Origin of the sequence: Pseudoflavonifractor sp. SW1122, assembly GCF_012027765.1 — a bacterium.
Classification (GTDB): domain Bacteria; phylum Bacillota; class Clostridia; order Oscillospirales; family Oscillospiraceae; genus Enterenecus; species Enterenecus faecium.
This window is the reverse complement of record NZ_SJOS01000003.1, coordinates 1-20,582: the sequence shown is the minus strand read 5'-3', so window position 1 is coordinate 20,582 and position 20,582 is coordinate 1. Positions and strand designations below refer to the sequence as shown.

The 20,582-nt window shown below is 55.4% G+C and carries 25 protein-coding genes; 11 read left to right on the top strand and 14 right to left on the bottom strand.

Going from position 1 to position 20,582, the window contains the following annotated elements; genetic code table 11:
- Positions 1–418 precede the first annotated feature (418 nt).
- The 3 genes from E0L15_RS01370 to E0L15_RS01360 form a co-directional block, all read right to left on the bottom strand.
- Positions 419–622, bottom strand: a complete 204-nt coding sequence (locus tag E0L15_RS01370; RefSeq protein WP_087228682.1) for an alpha/beta-type small acid-soluble spore protein — start codon at positions 620–622, stop codon at positions 419–421.
- Between the two features lie 137 nt (positions 623–759).
- A complete protein-coding gene (locus E0L15_RS01365; RefSeq protein WP_168124287.1) occupies positions 760–3,957 on the bottom strand; it encodes an ABC transporter permease in 3,198 nt (1,065 codons plus the stop codon).
- Between the two features lie 13 nt (positions 3,958–3,970).
- Positions 3,971–4,636 carry an ABC transporter ATP-binding protein gene (locus E0L15_RS01360; RefSeq protein WP_087372399.1) on the bottom strand — a complete coding sequence of 222 codons (666 nt, stop codon included), beginning with the start codon at positions 4,634–4,636 and terminating at the stop codon, positions 3,971–3,973.
- A gap of 171 nt (positions 4,637–4,807) precedes the next feature.
- Between E0L15_RS01360 and E0L15_RS01355 the strand changes: the two genes are divergently transcribed.
- From E0L15_RS01355 to E0L15_RS01345, 3 genes are all read left to right on the top strand, one after another.
- On the top strand, positions 4,808–5,353 hold the full coding sequence (locus E0L15_RS01355; protein WP_168124286.1) for a GDSL-type esterase/lipase family protein: 546 nt from the start codon (positions 4,808–4,810) through the stop codon (positions 5,351–5,353).
- 73 nt (positions 5,354–5,426) lie between these two features.
- Complete coding sequence (locus E0L15_RS01350) at positions 5,427–5,954, top strand: XRE family transcriptional regulator (RefSeq protein WP_168124285.1); 528 nt, start codon at positions 5,427–5,429, stop codon at positions 5,952–5,954.
- Positions 5,955–6,219: 265 nt separating this feature from the next.
- Positions 6,220–6,390 carry a hypothetical protein gene (locus tag E0L15_RS01345; RefSeq protein WP_168124284.1) on the top strand — a complete coding sequence of 57 codons (171 nt, stop codon included), beginning with the start codon at positions 6,220–6,222 and terminating at the stop codon, positions 6,388–6,390.
- Between the two features lie 22 nt (positions 6,391–6,412).
- Here E0L15_RS01345 and E0L15_RS01340 read toward each other — a convergent pair whose 3' ends face one another.
- Positions 6,413–7,276 carry a LysR family transcriptional regulator gene (locus E0L15_RS01340; protein WP_168124283.1) on the bottom strand — a complete coding sequence of 288 codons (864 nt, stop codon included), beginning with the start codon at positions 7,274–7,276 and terminating at the stop codon, positions 6,413–6,415.
- Between the two features lie 146 nt (positions 7,277–7,422).
- Between E0L15_RS01340 and E0L15_RS01335 the strand changes: the two genes are divergently transcribed.
- From E0L15_RS01335 to E0L15_RS01300, 7 genes are all read left to right on the top strand, one after another.
- Positions 7,423–7,899, top strand: coding sequence for a flavodoxin (locus E0L15_RS01335; RefSeq protein ID WP_206020516.1), 477 nt, complete (start codon positions 7,423–7,425; stop codon positions 7,897–7,899).
- Positions 7,900–8,079: 180 nt separating this feature from the next.
- A complete protein-coding gene (locus E0L15_RS01330) occupies positions 8,080–8,811 on the top strand; it encodes a hypothetical protein (RefSeq protein ID WP_168124281.1) in 732 nt (243 codons plus the stop codon).
- A 16-nt stretch (positions 8,812–8,827) separates the two neighbouring features.
- Entirely contained in the window at positions 8,828–9,238 is a 411-nt protein-coding gene (locus tag E0L15_RS01325; protein ID WP_168124280.1) for a peptide deformylase, read from the top strand.
- Positions 9,235–9,549 (top strand): TIGR04076 family protein, encoded by a 315-nt coding sequence (locus tag E0L15_RS01320; protein ID WP_087228704.1) that lies wholly within the window; start codon positions 9,235–9,237, stop codon positions 9,547–9,549. The genes E0L15_RS01325 and E0L15_RS01320 overlap by 4 nt, the downstream gene beginning before the upstream one ends.
- Before the next feature lie 12 nt (positions 9,550–9,561).
- On the top strand, positions 9,562–10,068 hold the full coding sequence (locus E0L15_RS01315) for a flavodoxin family protein (protein WP_242954849.1): 507 nt from the start codon (positions 9,562–9,564) through the stop codon (positions 10,066–10,068).
- Positions 10,065–10,523, top strand: coding sequence for a metallophosphoesterase family protein (locus E0L15_RS01310; RefSeq protein ID WP_168124279.1), 459 nt, complete (start codon positions 10,065–10,067; stop codon positions 10,521–10,523). The genes E0L15_RS01315 and E0L15_RS01310 overlap by 4 nt, the downstream gene beginning before the upstream one ends.
- Positions 10,524–10,953: 430 nt before the next feature.
- Positions 10,954–11,403, top strand: a complete 450-nt coding sequence (locus E0L15_RS01300) for a helix-turn-helix transcriptional regulator (RefSeq protein ID WP_168124278.1) — start codon at positions 10,954–10,956, stop codon at positions 11,401–11,403.
- A 3-nt stretch (positions 11,404–11,406) separates the two neighbouring features.
- Here E0L15_RS01300 and E0L15_RS01295 read toward each other — a convergent pair whose 3' ends face one another.
- The 7 genes from E0L15_RS01295 to E0L15_RS01265 all read right to left on the bottom strand — a co-directional run bounded on the left by E0L15_RS01295 (position 11,407) and on the right by E0L15_RS01265 (position 16,966).
- Positions 11,407–12,063, bottom strand: coding sequence for a vWA domain-containing protein (locus E0L15_RS01295; RefSeq protein WP_168124277.1), 657 nt, complete (start codon positions 12,061–12,063; stop codon positions 11,407–11,409).
- 85 nt (positions 12,064–12,148) lie between these two features.
- Positions 12,149–12,499 carry a DUF2200 domain-containing protein gene (locus E0L15_RS01290; protein WP_168124276.1) on the bottom strand — a complete coding sequence of 117 codons (351 nt, stop codon included), beginning with the start codon at positions 12,497–12,499 and terminating at the stop codon, positions 12,149–12,151.
- 4 nt (positions 12,500–12,503) lie between these two features.
- The gene (locus E0L15_RS01285; RefSeq protein WP_168124275.1) at positions 12,504–13,478 is read right to left on the bottom strand and encodes an O-acetyl-ADP-ribose deacetylase; all 975 of its coding nucleotides are present in this window, start codon (positions 13,476–13,478) and stop codon (positions 12,504–12,506) included.
- A 22-nt stretch (positions 13,479–13,500) separates the two neighbouring features.
- Complete coding sequence (locus tag E0L15_RS01280; protein ID WP_168124274.1) at positions 13,501–14,010, bottom strand: AAA family ATPase; 510 nt, start codon at positions 14,008–14,010, stop codon at positions 13,501–13,503.
- A 119-nt stretch (positions 14,011–14,129) separates the two neighbouring features.
- Positions 14,130–15,479, bottom strand: coding sequence for a permease prefix domain 1-containing protein (locus tag E0L15_RS01275; RefSeq protein ID WP_168124273.1), 1,350 nt, complete (start codon positions 15,477–15,479; stop codon positions 14,130–14,132).
- The gene (locus tag E0L15_RS01270) at positions 15,466–15,813 is read right to left on the bottom strand and encodes a PadR family transcriptional regulator (protein WP_168124272.1); all 348 of its coding nucleotides are present in this window, start codon (positions 15,811–15,813) and stop codon (positions 15,466–15,468) included. The genes E0L15_RS01275 and E0L15_RS01270 overlap by 14 nt, the downstream gene beginning before the upstream one ends.
- A gap of 115 nt (positions 15,814–15,928) precedes the next feature.
- Positions 15,929–16,966, bottom strand: a complete 1,038-nt coding sequence (locus E0L15_RS01265; RefSeq protein WP_168124271.1) for an alcohol dehydrogenase — start codon at positions 16,964–16,966, stop codon at positions 15,929–15,931.
- Between the two features lie 167 nt (positions 16,967–17,133).
- Between E0L15_RS01265 and E0L15_RS01260 the strand changes: the two genes are divergently transcribed.
- On the top strand, positions 17,134–18,357 hold the full coding sequence (locus E0L15_RS01260; protein ID WP_243155343.1) for a HipA domain-containing protein: 1,224 nt from the start codon (positions 17,134–17,136) through the stop codon (positions 18,355–18,357).
- Positions 18,358–18,395: 38 nt separating this feature from the next.
- Here E0L15_RS01260 and yaaA read toward each other — a convergent pair whose 3' ends face one another.
- The 3 genes from yaaA to E0L15_RS01245 form a co-directional block, all read right to left on the bottom strand.
- Positions 18,396–19,142 carry a peroxide stress protein YaaA gene (yaaA, locus tag E0L15_RS01255; RefSeq protein ID WP_168124270.1) on the bottom strand — a complete coding sequence of 249 codons (747 nt, stop codon included), beginning with the start codon at positions 19,140–19,142 and terminating at the stop codon, positions 18,396–18,398.
- Between the two features lie 6 nt (positions 19,143–19,148).
- Positions 19,149–19,613, bottom strand: a complete 465-nt coding sequence (bcp, locus tag E0L15_RS01250; protein WP_087228726.1) for a thioredoxin-dependent thiol peroxidase — start codon at positions 19,611–19,613, stop codon at positions 19,149–19,151.
- 74 nt (positions 19,614–19,687) lie between these two features.
- On the bottom strand, positions 19,688–20,582 hold an 895-nt coding region (locus tag E0L15_RS01245; RefSeq protein ID WP_206020515.1), incomplete at its 5' end, for a hypothetical protein.

Here is a 20,582-nt window from a genome sequence, read left to right as displayed (position 1 = left end):
CAATTCAATTTTTGTGCCTTTAAGAGAAAAACAAACGTTTTCAGTTGCTATTCTTATGATATCTAACGATTGCTTTCAGTTTTCTCATCATATTCCAGACCTTCATTACAGTCGCTATTCCGTCACAGGTATTTTCCCAAAGCCGCAGGGATCGCTAAAAAGCACAACCCATCCACGGGCCAGCGCACTGGTAATCTTCTGTTTCAACGCCCGAGGTACGATAACGGTATGCTCCATGCGCCACACTCCCTTTCTTTGCATAGGATTTTATTATATTTTACCACTTGTTTCTATCTCCTGTAAATCACCCGAACGTATGATTCCAGTAGTACAACGAAGCTCCTTCCAAGCGCCAAAAGGGCCCGGCGGAATGCAACGCATCCACCAGGCCCTTTTCTTTTGTTGTGCGTTTTATTGCTTACTTCAGGCCGTTCTCATAGGCCTCGATCATCTTCTTGACCATCTGGCCGCCCACAGAACCGGCCTGACGGCTGGTGAGGTCGCCGTTATAGCCGGCCTTCAGGTTCACGCCCACCTCGTTGGCAGCCTCCATCTTGAACTTATCCATGGCCTCGCGGGCACCGGGAACCACCAGCTTGTTAGAACTATTGTTGCTAGACATATTGTTGTCCTCCTTCAAACTTGTGTTGGATTTGGAATCCGAGCATAGTTTGAGCAGACAGCGTTTTTCTATTCGCCATTTTATCTGGAAAAATTCAGCATTCAAAGCAATGGTTCTATGGGTAATATGTGCTCTATTTAGTCCCCCTGTGTCAGCAGCGCGAAGATATTGGTTTTCCCCACAGTCCGCACGGCCAGCGCACAGCCAGCCAGATAACACAGCACAAACACAGCAATCGCCAACCAAACCATGGGCTGTCCACTCCACACGGAGACAACCAGGCCGCTGATCAGGCTGCCCATCAGGCACAGCCCCACCTGTTCCAGGAAGAAGGAGCCAAACACCAATTTCTTAGGGGCACCCATGCCCCGCATGATGGCAAACTCCATGCGTCTGCCGTTGACCATCAGCCAGGATACCACAAAGCCCAACACTCCCATCAGGATAAAGAGCACCGGGAACAGGATTTGTCCCAAGGTGATGTAGCGGTTCAAGGCCTGCACCGTCTGGTTAAAGATGTGGTCATTGAGCACAACCGTAACTCGGTTGCTTCCATTGCTACCCGGCTGGTTATATCCCTCCTGGGCCAGATATTCCCGGAACGCCTCCAGATGATAGGCAGAGTCCAAGGTAAAGCAAGCGCTGGGGAAGCTACCAGAGGGCGGAATGCTCTCCCGCTGGTCCTCGGTATCCCAAGGCGGCAAACACCAATAGCTCAGGGGTAAATAGAGATTATCCTCTCCGCCCGCCGGGTTGAAACTGCCCACAATTTTCACCGGGACTGCCCCATTCAGCATCTCACAGTTGACCGGAATCTCATCTCCCAAACTCAAGTTTTGCTCCTTCATCCAGCGCTCACTGGCCACACAGGGCCATGGCGTCTGAGACCAGTTTTCGTGATAGCTGGGATCGGCCAAGAAACTCTCGTCCCATCCATCCAACCAGGTGACGCTTGGCACCTCTCCGTAGATAAACTCCGGCGCAACTTGCAGCCCGTTGAGGAATACCATGGAGGACTGGTCCTTGATCCAGGCCTCTTTGCGGTCTGCCCCATAGTCGTTGTTGGCAAATTGGGGCATCTCACCCTCCAGCCAGTAGTGATAGGTGACGTTGACTTCGATGGAAGAGAGCATCCCGGAGTTCCATATCTTCCACGGATTGGCCAAGACCAGGCCCGTGTACTGTCTTCCGTTGGTGGAGGTAAACTGACCTGTGATGGTGGTGTTCTCATAGAGGGTGGCTCGTTGATCCTCCCATCCCTGGGCAGTAGCCATCAAAAAGCCCAGGAACGCAGACAACACCAGAGAAACCACCGGCACCACCAGGGAGCGCCAACCGCCCCGGCGAGCAGAGAGATAGGAAAACCGCAGGGCCCTCTTCCCTGCCACACTGGTGGTACTCTTGGACACCCGCACCCGGGTTTTGCCACGGCGCAGCGTGTTCTTCCGTTGAGCCTGTCCCACAAAGGCCACACACAGCACCAGGGCCACACCAAAGACCACCACACCTGCCACCAAGCTGGGCCACAGGGGCAGTTGATGGACCATCTCCACATCCTTCGTGATGCCCAAGGCACCATTGCTATACCGCTGATCTGCGGCATAAAAGGCCGCAGCCGCTTTCAGCACCAGCTGCACCAACAATTGCATCGAGGCCGCAGAGATCACCATCCCTGCCAGCACAGCCACGCCGCACACCAAGGTGGCGCCAGACAGCAGCCACAGGCGAATTTTTCCCTTGGGCGTGCCCAGAGAGGTCATCACATCCACTGCCTGCTGTTGCCGCCCAGCAAAGAGGAACGCAAACAGGAACAGCACGGCCACCACACCGATCAGAGAGGCAAAGGTGACGCCCTGAGCCGTGGACTCCATGGCCTGTAAGGGCTGGGCTGCGGCAGAATATCCCTGGTCAAACAGGGTGATGCGCACCCCATCGGGGACCAAGGCCTCCATCTGTTCCACGGCCTCTACCGCCAGATCGTTATCCAGCACAGCCCGGCCCAGCTGATAGCCAAACAACGACGTCCGAGGAAACTCTTGCCCTCGGGACACCCAAACACGTCCCTCATAGGTCTCCGCCTGGTTGGCAATGCCCACTACCGTCCACGTTTGGGCCTCGCCCGTCTCCTCCAAAGCGAAGGGGTCCTGCGGGGTGGACTGCATCATGGACAGCGGGAGGCTGTCTCCCACCTTCAAATCCAGCTCCTCGGCAATGTCGTTGCTGATCACACACACGCCTTGCTCCCCCGCAGCGGGAAATCGTCCGTCCAGAAGATAGAGCATTCCCTGTTGGAAGGGCTCCAACGCCCCAATGTCATCGCTGGCGTCCACACGGATATAGTTGTTGCCCAACTCATACTTTTCCGCGTACTCAGCAAAAAATCCCTCATGGAGCACCGGGTCGTCATAGCTGTCAAACGCCACCCACGGAGACGCTTCACAGCCCTCATAGAAGTCCGTCACCACCATGGCTCGGTTGGAGCTTCCGCTGTCAAAGATTTCACCGTGCAGCAGATACCGCACATCCTTCTCCGGAACAAATCCACTGTCTCCGGGATCAATCTGGATGGCTACGCCGCTCTTTCCCTCATAGGAGTAGAGGTTCTCGCCAATAATGCCAACGTAGCCCATATCTGCCATGTACAGGCCGGAGAGTTCCTCTGTCTCAGCGTTATAACTGAAATAATTTCCTTGCTCAAAGAGAAACGAGATGTCTTTGTTCACACCTCGGGTCTCGTCCACCAGGGTGATTCGAGTACCCATCGTACAATAGACATCGGGCAGGTTTTCTGTGTCCACCGTTTCCGTAGACAGGTCCACAAAGGGAATGTTCTCCCAAATCTCACTGCCCAGCTTTACGGTGGCCGCACTGTTATTGGCATTCAGGAAAAGCAGGTAGTTGTCCGGCAAGTCATTGGAGGGCAGCACCCCCCACACCTGTTCTTGCTTGGCCACCAGATTGAACACCGCCACCACCATCTGGTTCTCATAGGGCACGGTACTCCCCCGCCGCTGGTATCCATCCGAAAGTGCCATACCCCAGCTGGTGGTCTCCCACAACTCCACACCGGGAACCTGATCAATATCTCCCAGCTGGTTCAATGCCTCTCGGGCGGCTTCGTCTGCTACATACTCCTCCGGGTACTGGTCTCCCATGTACTCCACCACAGCAATGGATGTGTACGTCTCCTCCATGCTCTGCAAGGTCAGGGTACAGTAGCTCCACAGGCCCAATCCCAGCCCCAACGACAACGTCAGGACAAAAATCAGGAGGGTAAACAGCACTGTTTTCCCTTTGGAACGCACCGTGCTGAGGATTCCGTTTCGAATAATCATCTGGCATCCTCCTTCAGCCCACCACCTGACCGTCCCGCAACTCCAGGACGTCGTCAGCCTTCTGGGCCAAGGTGCGATCATGGGTGACAATGATGACACAATATCCATCTTCATGGGCGAGCGATTGCAGAATGGAGAAAATGTTCTCACCGTTTGCGGTATCCAGGTTTCCGGTGGGCTCATCGGCCAGCATGATCTTCGTCTCCATCCCCAGGGCACGGGCAATGGCCACCCGCTGCTGCTCGCCGCCGGACAGCATGGTGGGATAGCGGTCCAATACCGTGGCCGGCAGTCCCACTCGCTCAATCAAGGCTTTTGCCTTTTCCAGCGCCTCTTTGGGGCTCATCCCCCGCAGTTCCATGGGGTACATCACGTTTTCCGCCACGGTGAGCAGCGGAAACAGCCGGAAATTTTGGTAGATCACCGCCACCTTCTCTCGGCGGTACGTCTCCAACTGCATCTGACTGGTGGCCACATCGTGGCAGAGCACCTCTCCCTGAGTTGGCAAATCCAACCCGGCCATCAGAGAGAGCAGGGTGGTTTTACCACTGCCCGACTTGCCCACGATGGCATACACCTTCCCGGCGTCAAAGTCCGCCGAGATATCCCGCAGGGCCTCTACCTTCTGATACTGTGTCTGATACGTGTAGTTGACATGTTGAATGCTCAGTGCATGCACAACAATTCCCCCTTTTCTCTCTATACACAGAGCTTACGCTTTGAAAGCAACTCATTTTTAATATAGCACACACCAACAGGAAAGAAAAGCATCTATCTTCCCTTGCCGCTCTTCCCAGATAGCTCTATAATAAAGGACAATCAATCCTGTATGGATACAAGGAGGAAGACCATGAACGTCACCTGCTTTGGCGACTCCAATACCTACGGCTATGACCCCAGCTCCTTTCTGGGTGGACGGTATGACCCAGATCACCGTTGGGTGGATATTCTTGCTGCGGAAACCGGCTGGACTGTGTACAACTTGGGGCAAAATGGCCGAGAGATTCCCACGTCTCTCCCTGCCCTTCCGTCTGACACCGATCTACTGATTCTCATGCTGGGCACCAACGACCTGCTCCAAGGCCTCAGCCCAGAAATGGCAGCGGCAAAACTGGAACGTTTTCTTCATAAAATACCGCTTTCCCCCAAACAAATATTGCTCATCGCCCCGCCGCCCTTGGCCCTGGGGGAATGGGTGCCCAACCAGCAACTCATTGACCACTCCCACACCTTTGCCCAACACTGTGCCGCACTGGCCCAGCGACTTGGTATTCCCTTTGCCAACGCCGGAGACTGGAATATTCCCCTTTCTTATGACGGCGTTCATTTTACCCAGGAAGGCCACAGAGCCTTTGCCGCTGGACTTTTGAACGTACTTTCAACGCTCCCTTTCTGAAAAGGAATTGTCTTTCTCTTCAAAACACCGTATAATGGCCACAAAGATATATCATGAAGGTGGGATTACAATCATGGCGAGAGTATCCACAAAAGAGAATAAAAATATTTACCACAAGACCCGGGAGGCACTACATCTCACCCGAGAAGCGGCTAGCGAATTGCTGGAGTCCATTGCGCCGGAACGCATTGAGCGAATTGAAAACGAGCGCTGTTACCCCCATCCGGATGAAGTGCTGATTATGGCCAGGCAGTACAAGCAACCCAACCTCTGCAACTATTACTGTGCTAACCAGTGCCCCATCGGGCAGCAATATGTGCCAGAAGTAAAGGTTAAGGAGCTATCCCAGATCGTTTTGGAGATGCTGGCCTCTCTCAACTCCATGAATAAGCGCAAGGACCGTCTGATTGAGATCACCGCAGATGGTATGATCAGCGACGACGAGCTGACGGATTTCATCTTCATTCAACAGGAGCTGGAGCGCATTTCTATCACGGTTGAAACCCTCCAGCTCTGGGCAGAGCAGATGCTGGCCACTGGCGCTATTGATGCCCAACAATACCACATGTGCAAGGAGCGGCTGGAGAAGTCAAAGAATTAACCGGGCAAATTTTCTATTATTGGGGAAATAGACCGCTTTAATTTGCGGTATCTGTCATGGTATCCGCTTCACCCGAATGGTAGAATATCTCCGTAACCGGAGATCGCGCATTCTGAGATGTCCCCCCTCTATACGTGCATGGGAGCCGGTTATTACACCGGCTCCCATGCACCATTCTCTCATATTTTCACCCTGAGGGCCTCACAGAATTGTGAGGCCCTTTTTACAACTCCCACAAAACACAGAAAGTAGGATGAACCACCGTATGGACGACGGCATAGGCATGAAAAATACGCAACTACTCTGGATTCACTGGTCAGACCATGTCATATCCTTCCACGAAGAGGCCGGATATGAGCGACTGGAATTCCCTACCTATGAGAAAAAAATGGAATATGTTTTTGGAAAGACTTCCAATGGTTTTCGCATCCAATGATGGTCATTGGAGTTGCTGCTTCTTAAACATTTTTGATGTGCTGATGGAAGGCCTCCACCGCTGGGGTAAGGGCCTGATCTTTTTTCCAGACCAGCACTGTCCCTGTCTCTATTTCCGGTGACAGAGGGAGAAACCGCAGACCATCAAAGGCCATATCCAAGTCAAAGCACAGCGCGGTCCCCACGCCACAGCGCACCATATTGGCCGCATTGATGACCAAGTTGAAGGTAGCTGCAATCTGCAATTTGTCCCAGTGCTCCCCAAACCAGCTGGCCAATTCCCGCTGCACTGTTTCCCGTCCGCTGATCAGCAGAGGAACCCCTTTCAAATCTTCGGGGGTAACTGCCTCCAGCGCTGCCAATGGGGAATCCTCCCGTACCAATACCCCCCAACGGTCTTTCTCTTCCATGCGGCAAAAGGCATACTTTCCCACATCCACCGGCTCTGTCAGCAGCCCCATGTCCAACAGCCCCATATCCAGCCGTTCCTTCACATCATCTGCATTGGCGCTGAAAATTCGAAAGTTCACTTTTGGGTAGCGCTCCCAAAAGGTGACAATGGCCTGGGACAAAAAAGACATGTTCCGGGTCTCTCCCGCTCCGATGGCAATCTCCCCCATCAGTTCCGTCTCCCGGGAAGAAAATTCGCGGACCGTTTTATCCGCCAAATCTACCAGTTCCTGGGCCCGTCGGCGCAGCAGCATTCCCTCATCCGTCAAGACAATATGATAGCGGCTGCGATAAAACAGCTGTACTCCCAGTTCCTCCTCCAGCTGCATCAGCTGCCGGGAGAGGGTGGGCTGGGTCAGGTGGAGCAGCGCGGCCGCCTTGGTGATGTTTTCCTCCCGGGCCACCGCCAGAAAATATCTCAGAACCCGAAGTTCCATCATTCTCCCTCCTTTTTCTCCATCCTACCACGTCCGTACCCAGCTCACAAGGCAAACATGCTTGCATGGAATAGCTGTACATAGGAAATGAGTATTTTACATTTCTAAAGTGTAGTTTTACAATGGGGACAAAGGAGGTTTTTGTTATGAACGCATTGGTCGCTTATTTTTCTGCCACAGGCACCACCGCAAAGGCAGCAGAAGCACTGGCTCACGCTGTTGGCGCGCCTCTTTATGAGATTAAGCCCGCAATCCCCTATACCAGCCAAGATCTTGACTGGATGGACAAGCACTCGCGCAGCAGTGTGGAGATGCAGGACAAACACTCCCGGCCCGCTCTGGCCGATACGAGCGCTCCCGTAGCAGAGCATGATGTGATCTTTTTGGGCTTTCCCGTCTGGTGGTATGTGGCCCCCACCATCCTCAACACCTTTCTGGAAGCCTATGACTTTACCGGCAAGACCATTGTCCTCTTCGCCACTTCTGGCGGCAGTGGTCTTGGACAGTCAGCAGACGGTTTGAGCGGCAGTGCTCCCGGCGCTAAGGTCATGGATGGCCGACTACTCAATGGCCCCCTAAGTGAGGCAGAGCTAAAGGCCTGGGTAGACGGGCTGCATCTATGATTCTGTTTGCGTGAACACAGCGGGCTGCATATCCAGTGACAGCGGCGAAACATGGTGATCTCCGAACCCCGGGGGGCACCATGTTTTTCTCTTCGCAAGAAGGAAAAGTACTTTCATAGCTTTTCGGCCTTCTGTATGCTATAATGGCCGTGAGAATGAGGACAAAAGGAGGTATCTGCCATGGCCTTGGAGAATGGAGAATGGATCATGCGGGGACTGGAGTGGGACAACCCTTACCGCATCCGCAGCTGGCAGGAGCTCATAGACTGGGTGGATGAGGTGGGATTTCTCCCCCTATTCAAAAATGAAATCGACGGGTTCTCGGTGGAAGAGCACACCTCCAACCTCTACTGGTGGAGCGGTGACCCGGAGCAAGACCCCTGGGAGTGGCGGAAGTTCATCGCCCGCAGTGGCCGTGTGGCCTACGGCAAATTTTTCGGTAAGAAAGCAGGGTTCATCTCCAAAGCCTGGTTCCCTCACTTCGCCAACTGGCGGCGGGACGGCTACGACTTTGACAGCCGGTGGGACGAGGAGCTGGCCAGCCTGCGCCAGAAGCGCATCATGGAGCAGTTTGCCACCCACAAGGAGCTGTTCTCCTTTGAACTCAAACGCCTGGCTGGATTCGGTAAAGGCGGCGAGAAGAACTTTGAGGGCACAGTCACCGATCTTCAGATGTACGGATATCTGTTGATTCGTGATTTTCGTCGTCGCCTGAACAAAAAGGGCCAGCCCTATGGATGGCCCGTTTCGGTCTACACCACACCAGAGGCTCTCTGGGGCTACGAACACATCTCCTCTGCCTATTACCAGGAACCCAGCCAGTCCAGGCTACTGGTTTATCAGCAGGTACAGAGGAATTTCCCAGCGGCCACAGAGGCCACCCTCCACGCTGTCCTGAGCTGGGATAAATGAAGGGAGCAAACCGACTATGATACGAGATATCTGCAAAGATGAGACCTTTCTGGCCCAAAAAGCTGAGCCCGCCACGATGGAGGACCTGTCTGTGGCCGCTGACCTGCTGGAGACCCTGGAGCACCACAAAGAGGGCTGCGTGGGTATGGCCGCCAACATGATCGGCGTCAACAAGCGCATCATTGCCTTTGACAACGAGGGCACCTACATGGTCATGTTCAACCCGGAGATCGTCAAGAAGTCCGGCCCCTATGACGCCGTGGAAGGCTGCCTCTCTCTCACTGGGACCCGCCCCGCCAAGCGGTGGAGTTCCATCAAAGTGCGCTGGCAAAACGAGAAATTCCAGGAGCGGCTGAAAACCTTCACCGGCTGGACCGCTCAGATCATCCAGCACGAAATCGACCACTGTGAGGGTATTATCATATGAAAAAGTGTAAAATCACCGTCATGCGCATCACCCAATATCCAGACCTGATGGCCCAGTACGAGAATCCCATCTCCCACGCCTGTGACATGGAAGTAGGACAGGTCTTCCTCGCCAACGGCTGGGAAAAACCAGTTGGCTTTTGCCAAAGCGCCTGGGACACTCTCTCCCCCTTTGTTCTGGCCCTGAGCCATGGGGCAGAGAATTTCTATGACGGCTGGATGAAAAATCCCACGTCCGCCATGCTCTCCTGCAACGATGGCTTTCGTCCGGTGAGTTTTCTGGTGGAAGCCCTGGACGAAGACGCAGAGTGAGGAGGGATCGCCATGTTTGAAAACGAAGGAACCGTGGCCACCGAACAATGGATGAAAACTGCAATTTGCTACTATTCCCGGCACCACGGAAACACCTTGAAGGTATTGGAGGCCATGGCAGAGGAAGGCGAGGTAGACCTCATCGACGTGACTACTCGCCAGCTCGTCCGACTGGAGGAGTATGACTGTGTGGGCTTCGCCTCCGGCATCTACGGTTTTGAATTTCAAAAGGCCGTGGTGGAGTTTGCCCGTCAGTATCTGCCCCAGGGCAAGCCGGTCTTCTTCGTCTATACCTACGGCGGGGCGAAAGGCACCGGCGCAAAAGCGGTGGCGGAGATTGCCCAGGAGAAAGGCTGCCCAGTTCTAGGCGAGTTTTCCTGTAAAGGCTATGACACCTTCGGCCCCTTCAAGCTGGTGGGCGGTATCGCCAAAGGACACCCGGACACCGAGGATTTAAAGCACGCCCGCCAATTCTATCGAGCCATTCAAGAGACCTATCAGCGAGGTGAATCGGTATGAAACTCGCCATCCTCTCCGACACCCACGGCCTGCTGCGGCCCCAAGTGGTGGAGCACCTGAAAACCGCAGATGCCATTCTCCACGGCGGCGACATCAACAAGCCAGCCATTGTGGAGCAGCTGCAACAGTCCGCCCCCCTCTACATCGTCCGGGGCAACAACGACAAGGAGTGGGCAGAAGACATTCCCCACGATCTCACCGTCACGTTAGAGGGCATCACCTTCTTCATGGTCCACAACAAAAAAGAGGTCCCAGCGGACCTCTTAGGGGTGGATGTGGTGGTATTCGGCCATTCCCATAAATATGTGCAGGAGGAAAAGGGCAGCGTTCTCTGGCTCAACCCCGGCTCCTGCGGTCCTCGGCGCTTCCACCAGGAAATCACCATGATGATGGCGGAGATCGAAGGCGGAACCATTCAAGTGGAGAAAATTGAGATTTCTCACGAGGAATCATAACCAAGTACAGTTTGTCTTCACACATGCAATTAAAAAGACAAGCAAATAAGGGGGCAGATGTTTGATTTCTTATGAGCCTCTATGGCGCACCATGAAGCAACGTGGAGCAACCACGTACACCCTGCAAGTAAAGGGTGGCATCAGCAGTTCCACCATTCGCCGCATGAAAAGCCGGGGACTCTGTGTCCACCCACACTCTAGATATGCTCTGCAAGCTGCTGGATTGCACGCTGGACGATATTGTGGCATATCTCCCCGATGAAGAGGGTACACCCTGAGCATTTGAGGCGCACATACCTCAAATGCTCAGGGTATTTTTTCGTCCTTTGTCAGGAAAACGGGCAAACATTCCAGTTTCCCTTGGTAGCTTTTTTCTCGTGAGAACGGTATACTGGACATACAAGACACGGGAAACCAGGAGGAATACACCATGAGTTTGGGAAGCAGTTTATACCACGCCCGGAAAAAGAGCGGGCTGACCCAAGAAAATGTAGCAGAAAAGCTGGGGGTCAGCCGCCAGACCATCTCCAAATGGGAGACCAATGAGACATTGCCTGATATTCGCCAGTCCAAGGGACTGGCCATGCTCTACCACATGACCTTGGACGAGCTCATCGAGTACGACTTTGACGAGCAGCAGGCCCAGCAGATGATCGACAGCGTCAGCGACGAGGCCCAGGCCCGCATTGACTGGAACAAGGTGTGGAGCAAGAAATATCCGGTGTTGGCTACATACCACAAAACGGTACGCATCAGCGACTACGCTCCCGCCCTGCGGGAGATGCTCACCCAGTTGCGGGTAGATTACGGCTACAACCACACCGACGCTCTACTAGTCCTCAAAGACATTCTGGCCCGGGTCTGGAAGGGGCAGATGTGATTCTCAGCGGTGTCTGCCCTGCCGCCCATGGAAGTCCGCCTCAATGGCATCCTTCCAGTTGGCATCCAAGGGAGCACTGCACCGGACGGCGCTCACTGCCTGGCTGATAGCCTCATAGTTGAGCTGGGTGCCCTGGCTGTCACAGTGGTAGTTTACCGCTCGGTCCGGGGCAATGCCTAACTCTCCCGCCGTCTCCACGGCGTCAATGTTGGCCCCCAGAAAGAGGAACTCCCAACCGTACCGTTCCTTTTGCCGCTCAATCATCTTCTTGATTTGCTGGGCAGAATAGCGGCGGCTGGCATTCTCCATGCCATCGGTGGTGATGACAAAGAGGGTGTGTTCCGGCACATCCTCTGGGCGGGCATACTTGTGGATGTTTCCAATATGATGGATGGCCCCGCCCATAGCGTCCAGCAGAGCGGTACACCCCCGGACGTAGTACTCCTTGCGGGTGATGGGCCGGACCTCTCCCACCTTCACCCGGTCGTGGAGCACTTCGGCGCGGTCGTCAAAGAGGACGGTGGAGACAAACGCCTTGCCGGGCTCTTGTTTCTGCTTTTCCAGCATGGCATTGAAGCCGCCGATGGTGTCCCCCTCCAGCCCCTGCATGGAGCCGCTGCGGTCCAGAATGAATACCAACTCGGTGAAATTCTTTTTCATAAAAAATTTCCCTATTCTGTGTTGTGATTTTACAAACACAGGATAGGGGAATTTTCACTCTATGTGGTCGCCTGGAAAGCGACAATTACCTTCTCAGAATCTGCTCCATGGCTTTTCCCTTGGCCAGTTCATCCACCAACTTATCCAGATACCGAATCTCCTGCATCAGTGGGTCTTCGATGTCCTCCACTCGCACGCCACACACCTTGCCCGTGATAAGCACCCGGTTGGGGTTCATGGCTGGAGCGTTGCGGAAAAAGTCTCCATAGGTGGTGTCGGACTGCTCCAGCTGGGCAAGAGCCTCTGGGGTATATCCGGTGAGCCAGCAGGTCACCTGATCCACCTCTTCCCGGGTCCGTCCCTTCTTCTCGGCCTTGCTCACCAAAAGCGGATAGAGCTTAGAAAAGGGCATCTGTGTCACACCGGCACGGGGCATGGTATCAACCTCCCAACAGGCTCTGATCAAAGGCGAACAGGGCCTCATTGATTTCAAAGATATTGTAGTTTTGATGGGTAATGAAATACTCCACAATGATGTCAAACTTGCTGGCACGAGAGAAGGCAAAGCCCGCCTTTTGAAGTAGTTCCCGAGCCTCGTCCAGAGGTAGCTCCAGGGCAATAGCAAAGGCCATGGCGGTGGGTTTGGAGGGCTTATAGTGAACGTCCGAGCGAATCTTGGAGAACAGTTTGCGGTCGATGTTGGCCTTTTTATAGCACTGAGCATCGGTAATGCCCCGCTCGTCGATTTTCCGCAGCAGCATCTGGGAAAAGCTCTCGTCCAGCTGGCCCAGGGCCTCGTCCAGACTCAGGGGTGCGGAGGCGCACCACAGCTGGGCCTCCATGGGTTCCGCTTCCAAGGACATATCCCGGCGGCTTTGGGTATGCTCATCCACATAGTGGTCGTCAATGTAGGCGGCGATGTTGGAAAAGAGCTTGCCGCCAATGGTATAGGCCGCCCGGTCAAAAATCACCAGGTAGACCGTCATGTCATGGCAGAGTAAAAAGTCCCCAATGGTGTCCACCGCCACTTTGAGGGCCTGGTCTTTGGGGTAGCCGTATGCCCCGGAGGAGATAAGGGGGAAGGCCACCGTCTGGCAGCCATACTCCAGCGCCAGCTCCAGGGAGGAACGATAGGCGGAAATCAGCAGTTCCCGCTCGCCGTGGTTTCCCCCTTGCCAGATGGGCCCCACGGTGTGGATGACATAGGAGGCTGGCAGGCGATAGCCCTTGGTGATTTTAGCCTGTCCCGTAGGACAGCCGCCCAGGGTGCGGCACTCCTCCAACAGCTCCGGTCCGGCAGCGCGGTGGATGGCTCCGTCCACGCCGCCCCCGCCCAGCAAGCTATTCTTGGCGGCGTTGACAATGGCATCCACCTTCATGGTGGTAATATCATTGCGTACCATCTGTAGGGGCATAGGGCCACCTCCTTGGTATTCTTCAAAGATCTATGTGATAGTCCTGGTCAATCAGGATGTATGGAACGCCATATTCCCGGCAAGATTCCAGCGTTTGGGCGTTGTCTCGGAGCAGAGAGTCCAGGGTACAATCCGAATCATCCATCCTGTGTTCCACAACACTGGCATACGCTTTGATCTCCTGGTAGTGGCTGCGGATATACGCCTCACTCATCACCAGACAGCGGTATTGAATTTGCGCACAATACGGCTCAGCAAAATCCTTTGCCCAGTCGAAAGGAATATAGCAGCCCTCTACAATGAGATTCTGCCCGTTTTCAAGGACTGTTTTGATGATTTCCCGCACCACAGGCCACAGGTAGTTCGTCAGCTCCCGGTCCTCGCTCATAGGTGTCAGTGTAGTATAGCCGCTGCGAATCAATCCCATTTTCAGATGGTCGATGGACAGATAGGGGTATCCATACTTCTCCAAAAGCCTTTGGGCCAGGGCAGTTTTTCCCGTGTGGGACGCCCCCGCAATCAGAAAAACCATGTTGCTCCCTCCCCACTGTGTTGATCATTTTTATCATAACACGCGCTGTGCCATCTGACAATTAGCATGAGGGCAAAAAGAGAGAGGCTCCCCACACAGGCGAAGCCTCTCCTCATCGTTCAGCATTTTTCCAGATGAATTTTTAGGCGATAGCGGGGCAGCCAGGTCTTCTCCTCCCTGCCATAGTCACAGGCAAGTCTTTCCCCACGCATCACGGACAAGGCCAAGCCAATGAGTCCCATGTTGACCACCGTGTTCCAATTCCCTGCCATCAACGGAAAGGTGGAGGCATACAGGGCATACCCCAGGTTCCATGCCACGCTACAGAGGGCCTGACCACACAAAACCACCAAAACCGTCAGAATCATTGCTTTCCCCAGCTGGCTTCTGTGCTTGAGGCAGCGGCATCCAATCCACGCCATCAGCCCTGCAAAGAGAAGTACAATGGCCAGAAACGGCCCCCATCCCAGCCGATAGATGATGGTGGTGAGAAAGGCATCCGCCTCACAGTCGGGCACCATCATCTCAAAAGGCAGAGAGCTGTTCCATGCGCCCTCCCCCAGCCACCGGGACGCACCCAACACGTTTCGGATGGTGCAAGCCTGGTATCCCATCCCCATGGGGTCTTGCTCCGGGTGGAGGAACACTTGCAGCCGCTGCACACCGTAGCCGAACCCAAACAGGACCATCCACGCCACGGCGGCAAACAGCACGCCACAGGTCAATACCAGCAACACGCCCTTCCGCTTGCCCACTCCAAACCAATCATTCCAAGCCGCCGCCAGCATAAGCGCAAACCCACTGACCAACAGGAGCAGCAAGCCAAGCATGTGGGGGACTCGCATGCAAATCCACGCCAGTGGGGCACCGCCTCCTATGGCCAACACCAACCCCCACCAGCCCTTTTTACGGCAGGTATACACCCACAGCGCATACACCACCGGGTAGCACAAGGTGACATATCGGGCATAGGTGGCACCCCCATGGATTCGTGGGGACAGCGTCACCGCCACCACGCCGGCCACCAGGGCACCTGCATAGATGATTCTACCGTGGCGAGCCAGCCGGGCATCGTCCAAAAAGTAGCCCAGCAAAAGGGCCCCACACCCCAAAACGAATACCTCCTCTGTTCTCAATGGGTTGAGGTCCAGCTTTGGATTCTCCCATGTGGCCGTGAGCCACAGCTGGAGAACGGTACCCAGCAAGGCCAGCAAGATGGTACCCATCAGCAGACCCCACTGGGGTCTGGGGCGGTGGAGTCCATCCAGCTGGGCCCCAATGGCCACGGGGTCCCCCATCTCCTCCACCGCCAGCTGCTCCGGGTCTTCCTGCCCTTCCGCAGCAAAGGCATCCCGCTGGTCCTCCAGGTGCTGTCGCAGCTCCTGAGTCACCACAGGCCGGGCCCGCCTCCACTTGATCTGTTCCGCCACAGCCTCCAAATAGCCGTCTATGGTCTTACCCTGCCACACAACAAGCTCCCCCTTTCAGCACCTGATTCACCGCACGGGCGTATTGATTCCAAGACTTCTCTTTTCCTTGCAGGGTTCGGTGTCCCTGTTCCGTCAAATGATAGTACCGTCTGGGCTTCCCCGCCACCGCATCCTGCTCATAGGCGCAGACACAGCCCTTCTCCTCCAGTCCATGGAGCAGGGGATACAACGAGCCCGCTTTTAGATGGAAGGTGTCATCCGAGCGTTTTTTCAGCTCTTCAATCATCTGATAGCCGTACATGTCCCGCTCTTCCAGCAATTTCATCACCAGCAGCCCCATGCTGCCGCTAACCAAGCTCTTGTCCAGTTCCATAAGCCCCTCCTATATAGGTTATCTATATACCAGATTATATATAGGTGTTCTATATATGTCAAGGGCATAATCGAGGCGGGCGCTGGATGCGCCCGCCTGGGTGGAACCGCAATGCTCACGCCATCTCAATGGCAACCTTGATGACTCCGTCCTGCCGATTCTCAAACAGCTGATAGGCCTCCTCGATCTGAGAAAGTGGATAAGTATGGGTAATCAGGGGCGTGGTGTCCAACTTTCCCTGGGCAATGAGCTGCAAGGTCTCCGGACAGTTGCAGCCGTCCACGCCACCTGTCTTGAAGATCAGATTTTTCCCGTACATATCAGGCAGGGGCAGCGTCTGGGGGCCGTCATAGAGGGCCACCACAGTGACAATGGCGTTGGGCCGGGCACACTCCCAGGCCATGCGGAAGGTCTCCTCGCTCCCCGCCACTTCCAGCACCACATCGGCGCCCCCGTGGTCGCTGTGGGCCACCACAAAGTCGTTCAGCCCGTTGGGCGTTGTGGTCAGTACACCGGGGTGGTGTTGGCGGACAAAGGCCAGACGGTTCTCGTCCAGGTCGCAAACGATGATGCGCTTGGGATGGTACAGCGCCACACACTGGAGGGTACACAGGCCCGTGGGCCCAGCGCCCAAGATGAGCACCGTGTCCTCTTCCTTGATTTCAGAAATCTGTGCGGCCCAGTAGCCCGTGGCCAGCACATCCCCCACTAGTAACGCCTGCAAATCGGTGACGGTGTCTGGAATCTTGTCCAAGCCCTGGTCTGCATAGGGCACCCGGACATACTCCGCCTGTCCGCCGTCAATACGGCACCCCAACGCCCAGCCGCCGTTTTGGTCGGTACAGTTGTTGACCCATCCGTGCTGACAGAAAAAGCAGTCCCCGCAGAAGGTCTCCACATTCACCGTCACCCGGTCCCCGGGCTTTACGGTGGTAACCGCGGAGCCCACCTGCTCCACCACCCCCACCATCTCGTGGCCCACGGTGATGCCGGGTACTGCACGGGGCACGCTTCCGTGCTTGATGTGCAGGTCACTGGTGCAGATGCTGGCCAAGGTCACCTTCACAATGGCGTCCCGGTCGTCCAGCAGCACCGGTTTTGGTTTGTCCATCAGTTCAAATTTGCCCCGCTGGATATAGGTATAGGCCAGCATAGCACTCCCTCTTTTCTTCGGTATTATTTTCATATTCTACTCAATCCCGACATAGAAATCAAGGGACTCTCTAGGTCACTCTGTCCACTTTGACCGGAAACACATTTTTTATTGCAGGGTTTTTATGGATATGTTACAATACACTCAATACGAAGGGAGGACTACCCATGATTTGCACCCTGATGCACAAACGGCTGGCAGTGGCCGCGCTGGAACTGGACGAGGCCACCGGGTCGATTCGACATATCAACACCGTCTACGCACCGGAACACCTCCCGGTGGGCACCTGCACTCCAAGTGGAGAGGTGGACCGGGCCGCCCTGAACCAGTGGTGGACAGGCCGCTGCATCCCCGCCACCCGCATTGGGATACGGGAAGCCCTGGAGGCGCTGGGACTGTCCAGCCCGCAACTGCTGCCTCTGCGCAGCTATGGGCTGAGTCTCTCCGATCACTATTGGATTTGCCCTCAGGACGCTGGGGTCATCTGGGACACCATCAATTTCTACGACAATCCCTTCTCCGACGACGTAGGGAGTGTGCTCTTCGGCCAGCCCAAATCCAGCGCTGGGTTCGACTTCTGCTCCCCAGACAATACCACCGACGGGTATCTGAGAAAGTGCTGGAAGATCGTGGACGGCGCCCGCTGTCTCATCAAGGGCGGCAGCGCCCCCTTCCAGCAGCAGCCCTTCAACGAGATCATCGCCACGGGCATTATGGAGCGTCTGAACATCCCCCACGTTCCATACCGTCTGCTGTGGAGCAACGGCCAGCCCTACTCGGTGTGTACGGACTTTGTCTCCCCAGACACCGAACTGGTCACCGCCTGGCAGGTGATGCAGACCCAGAAAAAGAGCAACAGCCAGTCGGTGTATCAGCACTTCATCTCCTGCTGTCAGGCTCTGGGTATAGACTACGTGGTGCCCGCTCTGGACCAGATGCTGGTGGTGGACTATCTTCTGGCCAATGAGGACCGCCATCTAAACAACTTCGGCCTGCTGCGCAACCCAGAAACTCTGGAATGGCTGGGCATGGCCCCCATCTTTGACAGCGGCACCTCCCTAGGCTACGACCGGACCGCCGAGCGGATTCCCATGGACCACGATGTGGTGTGTAAGCCCTTCAAAAACCACCACGACCAGCAGCTGAAGCTGGTGTCCTCCCTGGACTGGGTGGACTTTGAAGCGCTGTCCGACTTGGATGAGCTGGTTCGGGACACCATGTCCGACTCCCTGGCACAAGGCTGCGTGGGCGCTGACCGCACCGAGGCCATCGCAAAGGCGGTCCAGCATCGGGTCCAGCGGCTTCAACAGGCTGCACAGTCCCAACAGAGCCCCGATCTCTCCTCCACCGCCGACGACGTGGAGCAAAACGTGGCACAGAGCTACCAATAACAACGAATAAGGGCCTCCCACGGCGGGAGGCCCTTCTGTTATGTGTTTCTCAAAAAGACGTATAAATTCTCCTGGGAGTGCTGGGGCGTAAAGCGATAGTCCAAGTGGTCAAAGGCACAGAGGTCCTCCGGGCGCTCCACCTGGTGCTGGGCCATGTACCGCACCATCTCTCCCCGGGCCATCTTGCACATGGTACCCTTTTCCACCACTTTGCCCCCCTGCTCTTCTCCGAACACGCAGGTGATAAACCGGGTGTTGGGCGGCACATAGCGGGAGACGCACACGCTGTACTCCTTGGAAGCCAGATTGATGATGCAGTCCGTCTCTCCCCACAGGTCCCGGGCCAGATGGTCGCCCCAGAAGGCGTACAGGTCCTTGGCCTGGCCCACTGGGAGTTTAGCCTGCATCTCCAGGCGGTAGGGCGTCACACCGTCAAAGGGGCGCACCAGGCCGTAAAACCCGGAGAGGATACGCAAATGCTCTTCCACGTACTCCAGCTCCTCCTGGGTGAACACGCCAGGAGCCATATACCGATACTGAATCCCCTCATAGCTGAGAATGGCTGGGGTGAGGTTGCGGTGCAAGTCCATGGTTTTGAGCCGTTCCACATTCAGCTGGGCGATCTGGTCGTTGCACTTCCAGAGCTTTTTCAGCTGGTCGTAGGACATGCCTTGGAGCACCTGGCACAGCTGCTGAGTCTGCGCCAGGTGGGCGGGCAAGTTGCGCCAGGCCAGACTGTCCGTGTCCTCCCGCATCTTCTTGGCGGGGGAAATGATGATTCGCATGGCCAGTTACACCTCTCCGTCCAGGTAGGCCAAAATCTCGGCGGCGTTGGTGTCTGGCTTCACCTTGGGCATCACCTTCTCAATGACACCCTGAGGGTCGATGACATAGGTGGTGCGCACCACTCCCATACTCACCTTGCCATAGAGCTTCTTCTCCTGCCACACGCCGTAGGCCTGGATGGCCTCCAAGTCGGGATCAGAGAGGAGCACAAAAGGCAGCTCATACTTCTGGACAAATTTCAAGTGGGAGGCCACGGAGTCCTTACTGACACCGATGACCACCACGTCCCGCTGGGTAAAGCCCTCATAGTTCTGGGCAAACCCACAGGCCTGCCGGGTGCAGCCGGGGGTGTTGTCTCTGGGATAGAAATACAGCACCACTCGCTTTCCTGCAAACTGGGACAGGCTGACCTCTTGGCCCTCCTGATTTTTCAAGGTAAAGTCCGGGGCTTTGGTTCCCACTTCTAACATGACGATTCTCTCCTTTGCATGAGGTGATTTCTGACTTTCATCCTACCACAGGATTTAACCCCACACAACCGTTTTTAGAGTCGCTTGTTGCGGCGTGCCGTCCAACGCACCATCCAAATCACGCCTCCCACGCAGACCACGATAACCACAATCACCGGGACAAAATACATGGCATACACGGCCAAGTATGGGTTTTGGAAGAAGCCCACCAGTTCCTGCCACCAGGACTGGTCCACCTCTATGCGCAGATTTTCCTCTGGCAAAGTGTCCGAGACGTACTGATAGGTACGGGGCGCCACTTTTTCAAACTCCAGGTTGCTGTCCTGAAGCACTGGCATGTCCTCGTCCAGGTGGAGGTTGATGGTCAGGTTGGAAAAATCCTTCCACAGGGCCGCAGGCCGCAGGTAATACTCCAAGGTGCCCCGCTTGACATTGTAGTCGTAGTCCGGATATCCTCCCAGTCGGTAGGTGTAGGAGACCACAACGTCATACTGCTGGCGGGGTTCAAACTCCAAGGCAAAAAGGATGGTGTCCACGGTCTGTCCCTGGCCCACATCGGCGGCTTCCCCGTCCAGCACCACGTACTGCCAGTCCTGGGTGTCGATCTGGGTGACATCTCCCAGGGCATAGCTCTCCACCACAACCGGTACCTCCTGCCCATCCACCAGGACAGTGACATTCCCCGCCTCCACGTTGGGCGAGAGGAACATGGAGGACGTGACAATCTGCTGGTCCGTGGTGTTCTCCATGGTATAGGTGGCCACAATCTCCGCCTTGGCCCCCTTCACGGTGATATCCAGCACCTCCGAGGTCACTGCAAGCTCTTGATTGTTCTCAAAGGTGATGGCGGTTCCCACATCTGGATTGGCAGGCGCAGCCATGTTGGCATGGGCCTTGGGGGTAAGTAAGAGCAAGAGAAGCAGGGGACACAGGGCCACAAGCTTACGTGGAATGACCTTCATACTACCA

Coding starts and splice junctions, on each gene's coding strand:
- E0L15_RS01370 (WP_087228682.1), bottom strand. CDS start 622: ATGTCTAGCAACAATAGTTCTAACAAGCTGGTGGTTCCCGGTGCCCGC.
- E0L15_RS01365 (WP_168124287.1), bottom strand. CDS start 3,957: ATGATTATTCGAAACGGAATCCTCAGCACGGTGCGTTCCAAAGGGAAA.
- E0L15_RS01355 (WP_168124286.1), top strand. CDS start 4,808: ATGAACGTCACCTGCTTTGGCGACTCCAATACCTACGGCTATGACCCC.
- E0L15_RS01350 (WP_168124285.1), top strand. CDS start 5,427: ATGGCGAGAGTATCCACAAAAGAGAATAAAAATATTTACCACAAGACC.
- E0L15_RS01345 (WP_168124284.1), top strand. CDS start 6,220: ATGGACGACGGCATAGGCATGAAAAATACGCAACTACTCTGGATTCAC.
- E0L15_RS01340 (WP_168124283.1), bottom strand. CDS start 7,276: ATGGAACTTCGGGTTCTGAGATATTTTCTGGCGGTGGCCCGGGAGGAA.
- E0L15_RS01335 (WP_206020516.1), top strand. CDS start 7,423: ATGAACGCATTGGTCGCTTATTTTTCTGCCACAGGCACCACCGCAAAG.
- E0L15_RS01330 (WP_168124281.1), top strand. CDS start 8,080: ATGGCCTTGGAGAATGGAGAATGGATCATGCGGGGACTGGAGTGGGAC.
- E0L15_RS01325 (WP_168124280.1), top strand. CDS start 8,828: ATGATACGAGATATCTGCAAAGATGAGACCTTTCTGGCCCAAAAAGCT.
- E0L15_RS01320 (WP_087228704.1), top strand. CDS start 9,235: ATGAAAAAGTGTAAAATCACCGTCATGCGCATCACCCAATATCCAGAC.
- E0L15_RS01315 (WP_242954849.1), top strand. CDS start 9,562: ATGTTTGAAAACGAAGGAACCGTGGCCACCGAACAATGGATGAAAACT.
- E0L15_RS01310 (WP_168124279.1), top strand. CDS start 10,065: ATGAAACTCGCCATCCTCTCCGACACCCACGGCCTGCTGCGGCCCCAA.
- E0L15_RS01300 (WP_168124278.1), top strand. CDS start 10,954: ATGAGTTTGGGAAGCAGTTTATACCACGCCCGGAAAAAGAGCGGGCTG.
- E0L15_RS01295 (WP_168124277.1), bottom strand. CDS start 12,063: ATGAAAAAGAATTTCACCGAGTTGGTATTCATTCTGGACCGCAGCGGC.
- E0L15_RS01290 (WP_168124276.1), bottom strand. CDS start 12,499: ATGCCCCGTGCCGGTGTGACACAGATGCCCTTTTCTAAGCTCTATCCG.
- E0L15_RS01285 (WP_168124275.1), bottom strand. CDS start 13,478: ATGCCCCTACAGATGGTACGCAATGATATTACCACCATGAAGGTGGAT.
- E0L15_RS01280 (WP_168124274.1), bottom strand. CDS start 14,010: ATGGTTTTTCTGATTGCGGGGGCGTCCCACACGGGAAAAACTGCCCTG.
- E0L15_RS01270 (WP_168124272.1), bottom strand. CDS start 15,813: ATGGAACTGGACAAGAGCTTGGTTAGCGGCAGCATGGGGCTGCTGGTG.
- E0L15_RS01265 (WP_168124271.1), bottom strand. CDS start 16,966: ATGCTGGCCTATACCTATATCCAGCGGGGCAAATTTGAACTGATGGAC.
- E0L15_RS01260 (WP_243155343.1), top strand. CDS start 17,134: ATGATTTGCACCCTGATGCACAAACGGCTGGCAGTGGCCGCGCTGGAA.
- yaaA (WP_168124270.1), bottom strand. CDS start 19,142: ATGCGAATCATCATTTCCCCCGCCAAGAAGATGCGGGAGGACACGGAC.
- bcp (WP_087228726.1), bottom strand. CDS start 19,613: ATGTTAGAAGTGGGAACCAAAGCCCCGGACTTTACCTTGAAAAATCAG.